The organism is Pseudomonas sp. SP16.1, from assembly GCF_052682975.1.
The window spans coordinates 2,890,210-2,904,882 of record NZ_JBQYFZ010000001.1 but is presented as its reverse complement, the minus strand read 5'-3'; the positions used below and the strand labels follow the sequence as shown (position 1 = coordinate 2,904,882).

Sequence of the window (14,673 nt, the reverse complement as noted above, 5' to 3'; positions counted from 1 at the left end):
GTGGGGGGGCGTTCGGCTATTTTGCCAAAATCAGAAAGTCTTTTTCAGACTGTCCCTAGGGCCCGCATGAAGGCACCTGTCGTCTGATTCGGATTGTTGATGAGTTCGAAGGTTTTCCCCTTATGGAGCATCATGATGATTCTGGCCATGTCGATATAGTACTTATATGTCGTTTCTATGTCCTCGTGGCCCATTTGGGCAGTTATCGCCTGTGCTGTGGCGAGATATAGCGCATCCATCGATTCAGTCAGCAGCCGCTCGCCAAACGTTTTGATGAGGTGCTGCGTAGGCCACCAATGTCTGCTCTGATAAAAACACAAGTGTGGGCGAAAATTTGGATCTTTGGCTATAATTTTTTCTTTCGCATCATTTGTGCGGGATGAGATCATTTTCTCAGTAACGGGTTCTCCTTTTTTATTCAGAAATAGGATGTGAGGTGGGCAGGGGTGGCCGTAACGTTTCTGATATAATTGCTTGCGCTTTGCGTAGTATGGAATTATGTAGTTTTCTTCAAGTGCCTTTAGGTCTTCCATGTGGATTATAATGGTACGATCCTTGTTTCCCTTGCTTTTGTAAACGGTATATTTAGTGGTAACAAGGTTCTTATTCATTTCTGAATATGGCAGGATGTGCTTGTTGTCGCGGTTGCCTATATATGGAAATTTAACCAAGTCCATAGGGCGCATCGCGGTGCCCAGAGCCAGGTTGAACAGGCAGGCGTATACCGGGTCTGCATAGGCCTCAAGCAGTTGCTTGACTTCGTGGTTGCTGATGAGGAAGTTGGACTTGCGCTGCCGGCTTTTCTTGTCAAGTACTCGGATGTTGTCCGAATTTATCTTGCTTTTCGCCTTAAGTTGCACGTAGTTAAGCATACGTTTGCTGCGAAAATTTGCCTGCCATGTTTTCAACTGTACTTCAACATTGCTGAGGTAGCCATGGGCGTTGAGCCATCTGAAATATATCAGGAGGATCTTGGCGTCCTCGAAGATGGTCTCCGACGAAGGGCGTAAGGACTGTCGTTCTACCCGATCAATCTGTCGCTGCACTTGCCAGCGCATGATGTCTTTGTTGTCAGCGAGCATGTGATAGACGCCCAGCTCTTTTCCCTTCATCTTTTCCTGAGTTGACAGGAAACGATAAAACATTGAAATGATGCTTGCGTATCGCACCGAGGTTTTAATTGAAGCCCTAGTTGTTTTGTACAGAAACATATTGGGATGCGAGAGCAGGATATTTTTACCTTCCTGCTGTGCAATGAGAATGCAGTGTGTGACATCCAGTGATGTCTCAATGCTGTTGTAGCTAATTTCTTTAGTTTTTATGCTTAGCATTGTATTCGGTGTCCAGGTTTCATTCGTCGCTGCCCGGTTTAGTTGCCCTGTTCTATCTTAAAGAAAACGACTTCATCAAATCCCCAGGCTATATTGGGGGTGTCGGCATCATCCGCCCATTTTATCTCCTTTTGGGGGAGCGGATATTTTTGATAGATGAAGACGCGTTGGGCTTTTTTCTCAGCATCTGAGTCTGAGTATGGCACGTGAATGCTTCGTTTGAAGCCGGATGGAATGTGTTTGAGGAACGCCACTATCTCACTGCGAGTGAACAGCGGTAGCCTAATAATTAAGCTGACTTCCGCTGTAAGGCTGGTGTAGCGGTCAGCAAATGTTTTGAATCTTGAAATATAACGGTCAGCGAACAGGATGACGTGCACGTTCTGTGTGCCCACATATTTGTTTAGTTTTTCGCGTATTTTACGTACCTGATCACTCTTTTCTTGTTCGAAGCCGTCAAGACTCTGTTCTCGCTGGTAAGTGATGCACATGGCCTCAATGTCGAGATCGAAAATAATTTTGTTTTGCTTGGGTATTGATCCGCTTCCCTCTTGCTCTGGGCTGGCGATGGCGCTCAGACCTTGCTTGAGTTCGAGCATCTGGATCTTCTTTAGCAGCTCAGCGTTGTGAAGGGTCTGCTTCTCTAGCGATACTCGCATTTGGTTGCTCTCAAGCAATGCGATATCAGTATTCATGAGTGAGGTAATGTGCGTGTCGATGGCCATTTTTAAGGCCTTCTCGTGCTCTGTTTGGAGCTTCTGAATTTTCTGCTTCCATTTCGCTTCGACGTCATTTACCGCCGTCTGCGTCTGAATCTGCGACCTAAGCGCCTGGCCATTGACTAGGTCTGCAACATCCCTTTTCCCTGCTATGTAGGGCTTCAGATCACCGTAATAGCGGTCTAGGGCCTGGCGACTGATGCCAGCCATTTCTGCCACATCGACCAGCTTGAGCTTTGCGGTACTTCCGGAAAGATGATGTTCGACGATGATCTTGATCAGATGCGCGCGGCGGTCGCTACCACTTCCTGGTTCAGTAGGGGGAGACGAGATATCAGTATGGGGGGCTTGCAACTTAGACATTGCGTGCCTCGATCAGCTGAGAGACGGAATGGCCAGTGGCTGTAAGGTTGTCCAGGTGAACTTGAGTTGCAGCGATGCGACGCTGCAACTCACGTTCAGCCGTGCTGCTCAGTTTGCCGTTGGCTTTTTCCAGCACGGCGGAGTAGAAGATGATGTTGTCACTCAAGGCTTGCTTGGCCGACTCCAGCACCACAACCTTCTTGCATTCCAGTTGGCAGTTAGAGGGGTCAGGCATGATCAAATCACCTTCGACCTTCCTGCCTATCAGGCACGGAGGAAGGTTTTTGGGGGTAAAGTGCTCACCAGACAGGCAATAAGTGCCGACCGCCGTGCGGCGAATGAAGATCGGCTCACCAGCGGACAGCAGATGAGTAATGTAGCTGATCAGCGACACCTTGAACTGCTTACCGGCGAAGTCTTCCGGGCGCTTGATGATCTGGCCAAAAATTCGATTGGCAGCATCTCCAGAATGAGCGCCAAGCCTGATCCCCGCGACGATCTCGTGAAATTCGCGGGTGTAGTTCTGTTCAATAGCAATCGCCACACTGCGAACCATTAACGGATTGCGAGCGATGTAGCGCAAAGTCATCGCGTAACTTTTGTGCCCAAACAGAGCGCGGATAATGTCGACGTTCCTTTCGTCACGGTTGATCAAGATTTCTGCGATTGTCTTACGGAAACGGTGGCAATGCAGCCGTTCAATAGGGAGGTCTTTCTTGAGTTGGATGATGATGTAGTTGATCAGGCCTGGCGTGGCCTTCTTCACGGTCTTGTTGGACTTCTGAGCTTGGAACAACCAGCCCTGCTTGACGAAAGGCTCAATGCTACGGACATCCTTGTACTGGCAGATCATGTCCCCCAAGAATTTGGGAATCGGTAGACGGTCTTCCTCCCCGTGGGTTGGGCTGCTAGCCGTCTTCCAGCGCACAATTCGCAACCAGTATTCGCCGTTGTCATCCTGCGTCAGGTCTGAGAAATTCATGACGGCCAGTTCCGATTTCCTAGCACCGGTGATCAGGGCGACCAGGATGAAGATGGCATTGCGAATTCCGTCCAAGACATCTGCGTAGGACTCGATCCAAGTATAGGAGTAGTTCTGCACGTCATACTTGACGTGCTCCCGGATCTGAGGGCGCATGACTGTTTTGCCGTCGACGGTGATGGTCATCAGCCTTTCAAGCTCTTCCTGGCGAGTTGTTCGGGTAATTACTCGGTCGGCCAGAAATGCGGCTTTGGTTTCGAGCAGATGGTTCTTTAAGTCTTGGAGCTTGGGCATGACACCCTCAAGCCAGAACATCGAGTAGTCCATGAGAATCTCAAGGTCTTCTTCCGAGTAGGACACCCAGCCTTCCAGCGTACCTTGGAAGCGTGATTTCACGACCTCCTGACGACGCTCTGGGGTGTCAATGTGCTCAAGCTTGATGTTCAGCCGCAGCTCCTCAGGGATCAATTTATGCTCCGAGAGGTTGATCCAGTGCTTAATCGTCTTGAAGAGGGCAAAATAGTGATTCTTGCACTCGCTATTACTCGCAGCTTCGAACGCTTGGAGCACCAAGGGCACAGAGATCATCTGAATATGGTGTGGCTCTGCCGTTAGCTGGTTGGCTGAGAAAATGTATTGCTCCAAGAGCTTGTACTCATTACCGTAGGATTTGGTCGTTGAGTACGAACGGATGTAGCTGAACGGCGAAAACTCAGGGATCACATGGTAGATGAGCGCTCGCTTGAGCGCGTTTGACCCCGGCATCTTGCGGTTGAAGCGAATATTGTTTGGAAATGCGTGCTTACCGTGCGTCAGGCGCCAAATAACGTCATGGTAGTTTGAGAGCTTACTGACGGGGAAATCTCCTCCTGTCATTTGCAGCTTCTTCACGAGCGTCACAGACGGCTCCGTCATGGGGGATTCGAACTCCTCCTGCAACCCCTCCAACTCCTCCAGCTCTGACTCTGAGTAATCTTCCTCCAGATCATGTAGCAAGCGCTCCTGCTCAATTATCTCAGAGTCGTCACCGTCCTCCTCATTGATCTCGCTCTTGCCCTCGGTCTTTTTCTTAGGCGCGTCATGGTTTACTTCTGCTGTGTCGTCATGGGTGGTAGCGCTGAGCTTAGTGTCTTCCTCCGAATGTGATGCCTTAGTTTCAGTGGCATCGCAAGTACTGGTAAAACGTTGTTCGAAAACGAGCGTTGATGTGGCTTCATCAGTCCTGGAGCCACCTAGTCCAGTATCTTTGGTGCTGGTGTGTACGGTCTCTTGAATATTCACTGTTTCGAAGTCGGATGCATTTTTATGGTCAGACATTTTCATCCTCACTTTCGAAGATAATTTCTAGGATGCCCAGATCGCGAGGCAGTAGGGGAGATTCACGGCGGCGGTACCTTGCAGCAGCGGCGATTTCGTCCTCGTCCCCCCACTCATCAACAATGAATTGGAGGGCTTCCCTTTCTTTCGCGATACGCGACTTGAATCCCATATCGGATGAGTCAGCTAGAAGCTCATCCAAATGGGATTCGCGCTCCATGAGGAATGGGAGAGAGTCTTCAAATACGCGCAGTTGGCTGCAAAAAATGCATTCTTTGATGGCAAAGCATTTCTGCCCAGTGGTGGCGATAATCGCCGAGCCGACCCAGTCTGGTTTGGTTTGATCGGCACAGCCCCAGAGCGCCCGCGACTTTCCAGGGATATGAAAGATCTTGAGTTTTGCTGACGCGTCAGCCTGGGCCTGCTTACCCAGCAGGCCTTTGAATTGGCGCGTGCGCAGAAGATTAAGGACTTCTTCGAGCTCTGAGCGCAGGCGCTTCATTCGCTCTTGGTGGGCTGCGCTGGAGTTGTCGTAGAAGATATCGGTGGTGTCGCGGTCGGCGTGCGCCATCGTCATGGAGAGCAGGGAAATCGGGTTGTGCTTTTTCTTGTAGAGTAGCCAAGTCGGTCTGAGACGCCTGGTAAGCTCGGCAGCCATCGTTAGGCGTTTACCATCGTCGATGACCTCATACTGCCTGAGGAAAAATTGCACGCCGACCTGAAACGTCTTGGGGTTTGCAATAGACGTATGGCGCCCCCCTTTCTTCCACTCGGCCCAAGGCCTGATGCATAGGAACAGGGGGTTCATTCTTTCATCGGATGAGACGACCGGGATGTGGTCGAATTCAAACTCAGTAAGCGGTTCAGAAAGCTTGCGTGACAATCTAATGAGATTGTAAAAACTGTACGGGTCATCATCCCGGGTTGGTATGCTGATCCGCTTGGGTGACTCGAACGGCTTTCCCAGTCCCTGAGATTTATTCTTCTCAGCGAAAACGACTTTGATCGCGGCCTCGATAGTTTCACTCAGGATGTGCTCGTGGTTGTCCTGGTCAAGCGCCAAGGCTGTCTCTTTGTTCCAGCCTGACTGAAACATCATGAACAGCAGGATTGCTGTCATATCTAGTGTGTCTGCGTAATAAAGAGAGAAAACCTCATCAACTTGGAGCGTTCGCTCTTGGCTGCTACTCCTGTTCGCCCCTGTCAGGCGATGCATGATGATTTTGATTACATCATCACAGTCATCTGGGATCGAGACGATTTGCCTCTGGCGGTAATTGTTGTAAAGGACATCCATGTCATACTTGAATGGAAAGCCATGGACGATGAATGTTTTAACCGCGCGAGCATAATCAATTTTCCAGTTGGCAAAGCCGCCGGTTGAAAATGGGTCGAAGCTTCCATCGCAATTGAATTGGCCTATATCACGCTGATATATCTTGCGAAATTTTTTTACGCCATCTACATCATTTGCTAGGGCTCTGATTTCTTCATCGGGGGACTTTTCGAAGCGCGAGATGTATACCGATTTTGTGGATTTTCCGCCTTTGGAGAGCAGAAACTTTTGCCATTGGAAAAGGTTTTCTTTGGTCGGTGTTGGTCGCACCTCTTCCATAACGGCTACGGCAGTATAAGGCTCAGCCTTTTCTACCTCTGCACGAAATTCAAGTTTTTTCCAAAGAACAGTAATATGCTGGGTGAGTGCGAGCTGGAATGATTCAAATCCCTCGGAGCTCAAGGGTTGGCTGCCTTTTCTTTTTGGGATAGGAACTATGGGTAACGCAATGAGTGGAAGTTTTCCAGTCTCTTTGGCCACTGCGGTCATTGCTGTCTTGAGTTTCTCAGCGCTGGCGAGGTTAATTTTATTTTCGTAAATATAATTAATGAAGCCCGAAAATATTTCCGTGTTGATATCGGTGTATTTTCTGATATGCAACGGCTCGGGGTTGTTCTGGTTGTGGAGCGCCATGTAGTCCAAGAAGTGCTCAATGCCTGATCTGAGCAGATATCCATTTGGATGGGTGCGGCTTGGGGAGTAGAGAAGGAAGAGCCAATGCAGGCATAGGCAGACGTTAGAGGTAGGGCTGTAGTTCGGGCTCATTAGGTAGCGGCACTCAATGCGCATACCATTCACGCATTCTACTTCCGAGATCGCATGGTTGAAGGCAGTCATTTAGCGCTGCCTTCATTGATGCCCGGGGTATGTGCAGTGCGTACTGTGTATTCGTCCCAGGCTTGTTCTACGAGAGCTTTCAGGTCTGCTAGAGAGCCATTGTTTTCTAGCAGGATGTCCTCGGGGGCCTGGTTGATGCCGTGCTCTGAGGAGTGTACGTTCACCTTCAGCAGGTTGGGACGGGTGATATGCCAAATTTCACCATGGTGAGCGCGCAAGAAAGCGGCTTCGTTCTCGAAGCGGATATCCTTAAAGATGATTGTCTTCGCGGCCCGGGGAACCTGGCCGCGCGGCTTCAGCAGGGTTGTTTGGCGTGCCGCTCGTCTCAGGTCGTAATCCGGAAACATTGCGTAGGCGTGACGCTTGAGTAGTTCGATGGCCTCGCGCGGGGCAAGACCCCAAGCCTCATCCTTAATAGTCGCGCTAGCACTGTTCCACACTTGGTCGTTCGTGAAGTCGAAAAATGCTTGAGCGGCAAGGGCGAACGGAGCGTCAGGGGAGGCAAGGTTCGCCGGGAAAGGCGGGTTCTTCGTGCCAGCAGGTGGGTTGATTTCCCGGTCTGCTCTCATTAGCCAGTGGTCTGCGTTATGATGCCGCATCCATTCAGTCCCGACGGTCTGAAAGAACTCTCTCGGCGAGTGACCCCACAGTTCGATAGTTTTCTCTTTCAGGTCGTCATGCCAGGTCTCTTCGTCCGTCAAACCAAAGAGCGCTTGGCAACCGACCTTGAGAGGGTCAGCGAGGGCAAAGGCAGCCACCCCGGGGTAGGTCAGAAGAATAGATGCTACGGTGTCTTTTCCTGATCTCGCTAAGGCGGCAAGGCCAATGATTGTTCTCACGGAGGACTCCTGTTTCGTCGCTCAACCCTTCTATCATAGGGCTTTAGAGGCGTTTACGTTTTGTTAAAAGGATTGTAGCCCTTTGGCGTTTACATTTACAGGAAACCGGAAACAAGACGCCACCTATGCCTATCAGGGGGGAGGTCGGGGTCTACCCGTCGAGCGCATCGCCCTGCTGGAGAGTTTCGTCCAGGGCGAGTTGCGTCCGGATCTGACCCTGATCTTCGACCTGCCGGTGGAGGTGGGCCTGGCCCGCGCCGCCGCCCGTGGCCGGCTGGATCGTTTCGAGCAGGAAGGCCGCGGCTTCTTCGAGGCGGTGCGCCAGGCTTATCTGCGGCGTGCCGAACAGGCCCCGCAGCGCTACCGCGTGCTGGATGCCGGGCAGCCGCTGGCCCGGGTCCAGGCCGATCTCGACGCTCTGTTGCCGAGCCTGCTGGAGGCTTGCCGTGGCTGACGCCTATCCCTGGCAGCAAGGCCTCTGGCAGCAACTGGCCGGCCGTAGCCAGCACGCCCACGCCTACCTGCTGCACGGCCCCGCCGGGATCGGCAAGCGTGCCCTGGCCGAACGCCTGATGGCGCAGCTGCTGTGCCAGAGCCCGAACGGCCTGGATGCCTGCGGCCATTGCAAGTCCTGTCACCTGCTGGCGGCCGGTACCCACCCGGACAACTACGTGCTGGAGCCGGAAGAGGCGGACAAGCCGATCAAGGTCGACCAGGTGCGCGAACTGGTCGACTTCGTGGTGCAGACCGCCCAGCTCGGCGGGCGCAAGGTGGTGCTGCTGGAGCCGGCCGAGGCGATGAATCTCAATGCCGCCAACGCCCTGCTGAAAAGCCTGGAGGAGCCCTCCGGCGATACCGTGCTGCTGCTGATCAGCCACCAGCCCAGTCGTCTGCTGCCGACCATCAAGAGCCGTTGCGTGCAGCAGGCCTGCCCGCTGCCGAGCGAGGCGCTGAGCCTGGCCTGGCTGGCCCAGGCCCTGCCGGAGTCGAGCGATGAGGAGCGCGCCGATCTGCTGACCCTGGCCGCCGGCTCGCCGCTGGCGGCGCTGCGTCTGCAGGCGCAGGGCGTGCGCGAGCAGCGGGTGCAGGCGGTGGAAGGGGTGAAGAAGCTGCTCAAGCAGCAGATCGCCCCCAGTCAACTGGCCGAAAGCTGGAACGCCGTGCCGCTGAACCTGCTGATGGACTGGTTCTGCGACTGGGCGCAACTGATCCTGCGTTACCAGCTGACCCGCGACGAGTCGGGCCTGGGCCAGGCCGACATGCGCAAGGTGGTGCAGTACCTGGCCGAGAAAACCCCGCAGGCCAAGGTACTGGCGATCCAGGAGTGGTTGCTCGCGCAGCGACAGAAGGTGATCGGCAAGGCCAACCTCAACCGTGTGTTGCTTCTCGAAGCCCTGCTGGTGCAGTGGGCAAGCCTGCCCGGGCCGGGCTAGAATCGGCCACTACGCAATGACGCCAGGAAACACCTGATGAGCCTGCCACCCAATCTGGGCCCCCGTAATGGCATTCTGTCCTTGACCATCAAGGACAAGTCGGTGCTGTACGCGGCCTATATGCCCTTCATCAAGAATGGCGGCCTCTTCATTCCCACCAACAAGAGCTACAAGCTCGGTGACGAAGTGTTCATGCTGCTCAACCTGATGGACGAGCCGGAGAAGATTCCGGTCGCCGGCAAGGTGGTGTGGATCACTCCCAAAGGCGCCCAGGGCAATCGCGCCGCCGGCGTGGGGGTGCAGTTCAACGACGGCGACAGCACCGCGCGTAACAAGATCGAGACCTATCTGGCCGGGGCACTCAAGTCGGATCGTCCGACCCATACGATGTAGACCCGCTGGCCGCGACCGCTGCACGTCGTGGCTAATGCCCCTCCTGCCAACCAGGCATCCGCCGCTTTCGATTACAATTCGGGTTTTCCCCTGCCCGAGTTCCCTGTTGTGCTGATCGACTCCCACTGCCACCTCGACCGTCTCGACCTCGCCGCCCACGGAGGCTCGCTGGATGCCGCCCTGGATGCGGCGCGCGATGCGGGCGTCGGGCATTTCCTGTGCATCGGCGTCAGTGCCGACAATGCCGCCACGGTTAAGGCGCTGGCCGAGCGCTATGCCGATGTCGACTGTTCGGTGGGTGTGCATCCGCTGGATCTCGAACCGGGCGCCGAGCCCGCACTGGACTGGCTGCTGGCCGAGCTGGCCCATCCCAAGGTGGTGGCCATCGGCGAGACCGGCCTGGACTATCACTACGAACCCGAATCCGCCGCGCTGCAGCAGGCCTCGTTTCGCCTGCACCTGGAGGCGGCGCGCATCAGCGGCAAGCCGGTGATCGTGCATACCCGCGAGGCCCGTGCCGATACCCTGGCGCTGCTGCGCGAGGCGGCGCTGCCGCAGGCCGGCGTGCTGCACTGCTTCACCGAGGACTGGGAGATGGCCAAGGCGGCGCTGGACATCGGTTTCTATATCTCGCTGTCGGGCATCGTCACCTTCCGCAACGCCGAGGCGCTGCGCGAGGTGGCCCGTCAGGTGCCGGCCGACCGTCTGCTGGTGGAAACCGACTCGCCCTATCTGGCGCCGGTGCCGCACCGCGGCAAATCCAACCTGCCGCAGTACGTGCGTGAGGTAGCCGAATACCTGGCGATCCTGCGCGGAGTGAGCATCGAGACCCTGGCCGAGCAGACCACGGCCAATTTCAAGCGCCTGTTCCCGCTGGCGCGGGTGGTGGGCTGAGTGGTACAGGGTTGCTGCATAAGGTCGGATTCGAGGGCGCTCATATAGCCGAGGCTGGCGCCGAGCCCGAGCCCGGCGCCAGCGCCGGTTTCAGCCGATGGTCACCCGTGGCATGGCCGGCATATCGATGGTCTGTTCGCTACGTGGCGCCAGCACTTCGGCTTCGCCGTCGACCACCTGCTCGTCGTTCTGGTTGAACACCCGGGTGGCGATGCGCACGCGGTTCTTCGGCAGCTTCTCCAGCACTTCCAGCTTCACCGTCAGGGTGTCGCCGAGCTTCACCGGACGGGTGAACTTCAGTTGCTGGCCGAGATAGATGGTGCCCGGGCCGGGCAGGCGGCAGGCGATTGCCGCGCTGATCAGGGCGCCGCTGAACATGCCGTGGGCGATGCGCTCCTTGAACAGCGTCTCGGCGGCGAAGGCGGCGTCCAGGTGCACCGGGTTGTTGTCGCCGGAAACGGCGGCGAACAGCTGCACGTCGCGCTCTTCCACCCGCTTCTCGAAACTGGCCTGCTGACCGACTTCGAGGGCGGCGTAGGGGATATTGGTGACCTGGGTCATGGGGACTCCTTGCTTGGGTGACGACTGTGGCTCAGCGCTTGCTGCAGCCAGTCGATCAGGTGGGTGGTGACCTCGTCGCGATTGCTCTCGTTGAGCAGCTCGTGACGGGCCTCGGGATAAATCTTCAGTTGCACGTCCCTGAGCCCGGCCTGGCGCAGGGCATCCGCCAGATCGGCCAGGCGCTTGCCTGCGCTGACCGGGTCGCGGCCGCCTCCGATCACCAGCAGCGGCAGGCCGGCGTCGATCTGTGCCAGGTTGGCCGGCGGGGTGATCTGCTGCAGACCGCCGAGCAGGTCGCACCACAGCTGGGTGGTGCAGATGAAGCCGCACAGTGGGTCGGCCACGTACCTGTCCACTTCGGCCGGATCGCGGCTGAGCCAGTCGAAGGCGGTGCGGTTGGGCTTGAACGCCTTGTTGAACGAGCCGAAGGAGAGGAAATCGATCAGCTTGCTGCGCCCCTTCGGCCCCAGGCGCCAGCGCTCGAAACCGGCGATCAGCCGCGCGGCGCGGTACAGCGCCACGGGCTGGTAGTTGGAGCCGGACAGCACCGCACCCTGCAGGCTGCAGCTGTGCCCCAGCAGGTAGGCCTGGCCGATGTAGCTGCCCATGCTGTGGCCGAAGAGGAAGATCGGCGCCTGCGGATGCTGCTGGCGGATATGGTGGTTGAGCGTCGCCAGGTCGCCGACCACCTTGTCCCAGCCGCCCTCGTCGGCGTAGTGGCCGAGCGTGCCGTGCGCCGCGGTCTGGCCGTGGCCGCGCTGGTCCAGCGCATAGAGGGCCATGCCCGCCGCCGCCAACGCCTCGCCCAGGCGCGCATAACGCAGGCTGTGCTCGGCCATGCCGTGGGCGAGCATGACCACCGCGCGTGGCGGCTGCTCGGCCTGCCAGTGGTTGACGTGCAGCGCCAGACCGTCGCTGGCGGTCAGTGAGAACGCATGGTGGCGCATGGCGAATCCTTGTGCCGGAAGTTGGCCGCATTGTGCACCGCGTACCGTTAGCCGCAAAGCCCGCCGATGGCGCAATGCCGTCCAGCTGTCACGCCAGAGCGGCACGCTGCGCGGTCAGGGTGCAGGCGCATGGCGCCGCAGAATCTGCACATATTCGCCGCTGGCGTGCAGTTCGCGCAGGCCCTGTTCGAACACCGCGCTCCAGTCGGTTTCGCCCGCTCGTGCGGGCACGAAACCGACCAGCAGCGGGATGCGTTCCAGCACGCTGCCGTGCCAGCGCAGCCGGCCGCGCAGATAGGGATCGGCGGCGACCAGGTAGTCGCCGACCCGACGTTCCAGCAGCACCATATCGAAGCGCCCGGCCTGCAGCTTGCGCAGGTTGCTGATGTCGTCCACCGCCTCCTCCAGCACCAGTCCGGCGTCGAGGATGCGCTGCGGGTAGCCATAGCCGCGGACGATGCCGAGCTTCTGCCCGGCCAGTTGCCGCAGGTCGTGCGAGTCGACCCGATGATCCTGGCGCACGAACAGGCCGAGCTCGCTGTAGAACAGCGGGCGTGAGGCGATCAGCCGAGCCTCGATCACCTCGCGCGGCCACAGCGCCAGGGCTCCCTGGTAGTTGCCGTCGTCCAGTTCGGCGCGCACCCGCGCCCAGGGCAGGAAATCGATTCTCACCTGGTAGCCACGCAGGGCGAAGGCGCGTCGGGTGAGGGCGACGATGCCGCCGCCGTCGTCCAGGCGCTGCGAGGCATAGGGCGGGTATTCCAGCGTGGCCAGGTTTGGGCCGGGTTCGGCGCGGGCCAGGCCAGAGATCAGCAGCAGGCAGGCGAGCAGGGCGGTTCGAGGCATCGGCGTCGTATTTGAATTGTAGTAATGGTTATGGACGCTACGGAGTGAAAGTGGAGAGTGGGCTGTGAGATTCAGTCCGTCAATGACGCCTCTGTGCTATTTGCGACGCCGTCCCGAACTGCTACTTTCCGACAGTCCCGCAGCGCGGGCCAGACCAATTCAGGGGAAGAGGACAATAACAATGCAGCCTGATTTCTGGAGCGACAAGCGTCCGGCCGGCGTGCCCAACGACATCGACCTGGCCAGCTACAAATCGGTCATCGAGGTGTTCGAGCGCTCGTGCAAGCGCTTCGCCGATCGCCCGGCGTTCAGCAACCTGGGCGTGACCCTGACCTACGCCGAGCTCGATCGCCTGTCCGCGGCCTTCGCCGCCTACCTGCAGAAGCACACCGACCTCAAGCCGGGCGAGCGCATCGCGGTGCAGATGCCCAACGTGCTGCAGTATCCCATCGCCGTGTTCGGCGCCATGCGCGCCGGGCTGATCGTGGTCAACACCAACCCGCTGTACACCGCGCGCGAGATGAAGCACCAGTTCAAGGACGCCGGCGTGCGCGCGCTGGTCTACCTCAACATGTTCGGCAAGCTGGTGCAGGATGTACTGCCGGATACCGAGATCGACTACCTGATCGAAGCCAGGATGGGCGACCTGCTGCCGAGCCTCAAGGGCTGGCTGGTCAACACGGTGGTGAAGAAGATCAAGAAGATGGTGCCCGACTACCATCTGCCCCAGGCCATCGCCTTCAAGCAGGTGCTCAAGCAGGGGCACGGCCAGGCGCTGACGCCGGTCAAGGCCAGCCATGACGACATCGCCGTGCTGCAGTACACCGGCGGTACCACCGGGGTGGCCAAGGGCGCCATGCTCACCCACGGCAACCTGGTGGCCAACATGCTGCAGGTCGACGCCTGCCTGTCGCAGCAGGGCGACGACGGCCAGCCGCTGATGAAGCAGGGCCAGGAGATCATGATCGCGCCGCTGCCGCTGTACCACATCTACGCCTTCACCGCGAATTGCATGTGCATGATGGTCAACGGCAACCACAACGTGCTGATCACCAACCCGCGCGACATTCCCGGCTTCGTCAAGGAGCTGGGCAAATGGAAGTTCTCCGCGCTGCTGGGGCTCAACACCCTGTTCGTCGCGCTGATGGATCACCCCGAGTTCAAGAACCTCGACTTCTCCAACCTCAAGGTCACCAACTCCGGCGGCACCGCGCTGGTCAAGGCCACTGCCGAGCGCTGGCAGCAGATGACCGGCTGCACCGTGGTGGAGGGCTATGGTCTGACCGAAACCTCGCCGGTGGCCAGCACCAACCCCTACGGCGACAAGGCGCGCCTCGGCACCGTGGGCATCCCGCTGCCGGGCACCGCGTTCAAGGTGATCGACGACGACGGCAACGAGATGCCGCTCGGCGAGCGCGGCGAGCTGTGCATCAAGGGCCCGCAGGTGATGAAGGGCTACTGGCAGCGCCCGGAGGCCACCGCCGAGGTACTCGACGCCGAGGGCTGGTTCAAGACCGGCGACATCGCGGTGATCGACCCGGACGGCTTCGTGCGTATCGTCGATCGCAAGAAGGACATGATCATCGTCTCCGGCTTCAACGTGTACCCCAACGAGATCGAGGACGTGGTCATGGCCCACCCGAAGGTGGCCAGCTGCGCAGCCATCGGCGTGCCGGACGAGAAATCCGGCGAGGTGGTCAAGCTGTTCGTGGTGCCGCGCGACGGCGGCGTCACGGTCGAGGAGCTCAAGGCCTACTGCAAGGAAAACTTCACCGGCTACAAGGTACCCAAGCACATCGTGCTCAAGAATGCCCTGCCGATGACGCCGGTCGGCAAGATCCTGCGTCGCGAACTGCGCGACATCGCCTGACCCGC

At 57.7% G+C, this 14,673-nt stretch carries 12 protein-coding genes and 1 pseudogene; 5 read left to right on the top strand and 8 right to left on the bottom strand.

Annotation, left to right across the window (positions count from 1 at the left end; all coding sequences use genetic code 11):
• Positions 1 to 44: 44 nt before the first annotated feature.
• From ACUTAF_RS13860 to ACUTAF_RS13840, 5 genes are read right to left on the bottom strand one after another with little or no spacing between them, the layout of a single operon-like run.
• On the bottom strand, positions 45 to 1,331 hold the full coding sequence (locus ACUTAF_RS13860) for a tyrosine-type recombinase/integrase (protein WP_445580506.1): 1,287 nt from the start codon (positions 1,329 to 1,331) through the stop codon (positions 45 to 47).
• Between the two features lie 38 nt (positions 1,332 to 1,369).
• Entirely contained in the window at positions 1,370 to 2,413 is a 1,044-nt protein-coding gene (locus ACUTAF_RS13855) for a hypothetical protein (RefSeq protein WP_445580505.1), read from the bottom strand.
• A complete protein-coding gene (locus ACUTAF_RS13850; RefSeq protein ID WP_445580504.1) occupies positions 2,406 to 4,712 on the bottom strand; it encodes a tyrosine-type recombinase/integrase in 2,307 nt (768 codons plus the stop codon). The genes ACUTAF_RS13855 and ACUTAF_RS13850 overlap by 8 nt, the downstream gene beginning before the upstream one ends.
• Entirely contained in the window at positions 4,705 to 6,885 is a 2,181-nt protein-coding gene (locus ACUTAF_RS13845) for a hypothetical protein (RefSeq protein ID WP_445580503.1), read from the bottom strand. The genes ACUTAF_RS13850 and ACUTAF_RS13845 overlap by 8 nt, the downstream gene beginning before the upstream one ends.
• Positions 6,882 to 7,724, bottom strand: coding sequence for a deoxynucleotide monophosphate kinase family protein (locus ACUTAF_RS13840; protein WP_445580502.1), 843 nt, complete (start codon positions 7,722 to 7,724; stop codon positions 6,882 to 6,884). The genes ACUTAF_RS13845 and ACUTAF_RS13840 overlap by 4 nt, the downstream gene beginning before the upstream one ends.
• A gap of 103 nt (positions 7,725 to 7,827) precedes the next feature.
• Here ACUTAF_RS13840 and ACUTAF_RS13835 point away from each other — a divergent pair.
• The 4 genes and pseudogenes from ACUTAF_RS13835 to ACUTAF_RS13820 form a co-directional block, all read left to right on the top strand.
• A pseudogene (locus tag ACUTAF_RS13835) lies at positions 7,828 to 8,178 on the top strand (dTMP kinase); the annotation flags it as partial.
• Positions 8,171 to 9,157 carry a DNA polymerase III subunit delta' gene (locus tag ACUTAF_RS13830; protein ID WP_445580501.1) on the top strand — a complete coding sequence of 329 codons (987 nt, stop codon included), beginning with the start codon at positions 8,171 to 8,173 and terminating at the stop codon, positions 9,155 to 9,157. The pseudogene ACUTAF_RS13835 and the gene ACUTAF_RS13830, both read left to right, overlap by 8 nt.
• A gap of 36 nt (positions 9,158 to 9,193) precedes the next feature.
• Positions 9,194 to 9,550: a PilZ domain-containing protein gene (locus ACUTAF_RS13825; protein ID WP_279819072.1), complete on the top strand. Its 357-nt coding sequence runs from the start codon at positions 9,194 to 9,196 to the stop codon at positions 9,548 to 9,550.
• 108 nt (positions 9,551 to 9,658) lie between these two features.
• On the top strand, positions 9,659 to 10,444 hold the full coding sequence (locus ACUTAF_RS13820) for a TatD family hydrolase (protein WP_445580500.1): 786 nt from the start codon (positions 9,659 to 9,661) through the stop codon (positions 10,442 to 10,444).
• 90 nt (positions 10,445 to 10,534) lie between these two features.
• Here ACUTAF_RS13820 and ACUTAF_RS13815 read toward each other — a convergent pair whose 3' ends face one another.
• The 3 genes from ACUTAF_RS13815 to ACUTAF_RS13805 form a co-directional block, all read right to left on the bottom strand.
• Positions 10,535 to 11,005: a MaoC family dehydratase gene (locus ACUTAF_RS13815; protein WP_445580499.1), complete on the bottom strand. Its 471-nt coding sequence runs from the start codon at positions 11,003 to 11,005 to the stop codon at positions 10,535 to 10,537.
• Positions 11,002 to 11,952, bottom strand: a complete 951-nt coding sequence (locus ACUTAF_RS13810; protein WP_445580498.1) for an alpha/beta hydrolase — start codon at positions 11,950 to 11,952, stop codon at positions 11,002 to 11,004. The genes ACUTAF_RS13815 and ACUTAF_RS13810 overlap by 4 nt, the downstream gene beginning before the upstream one ends.
• A gap of 114 nt (positions 11,953 to 12,066) precedes the next feature.
• Positions 12,067 to 12,798, bottom strand: coding sequence for a substrate-binding periplasmic protein (locus ACUTAF_RS13805; protein ID WP_445580497.1), 732 nt, complete (start codon positions 12,796 to 12,798; stop codon positions 12,067 to 12,069).
• Positions 12,799 to 12,979: 181 nt separating this feature from the next.
• Between ACUTAF_RS13805 and fadD2 the strand changes: the two genes are divergently transcribed.
• The gene (gene fadD2, locus ACUTAF_RS13800) at positions 12,980 to 14,668 is read left to right on the top strand and encodes a long-chain-fatty-acid--CoA ligase FadD2 (protein WP_445580496.1); all 1,689 of its coding nucleotides are present in this window, start codon (positions 12,980 to 12,982) and stop codon (positions 14,666 to 14,668) included.
• The last annotated feature ends 5 nt before the right edge of the window (positions 14,669 to 14,673 follow it).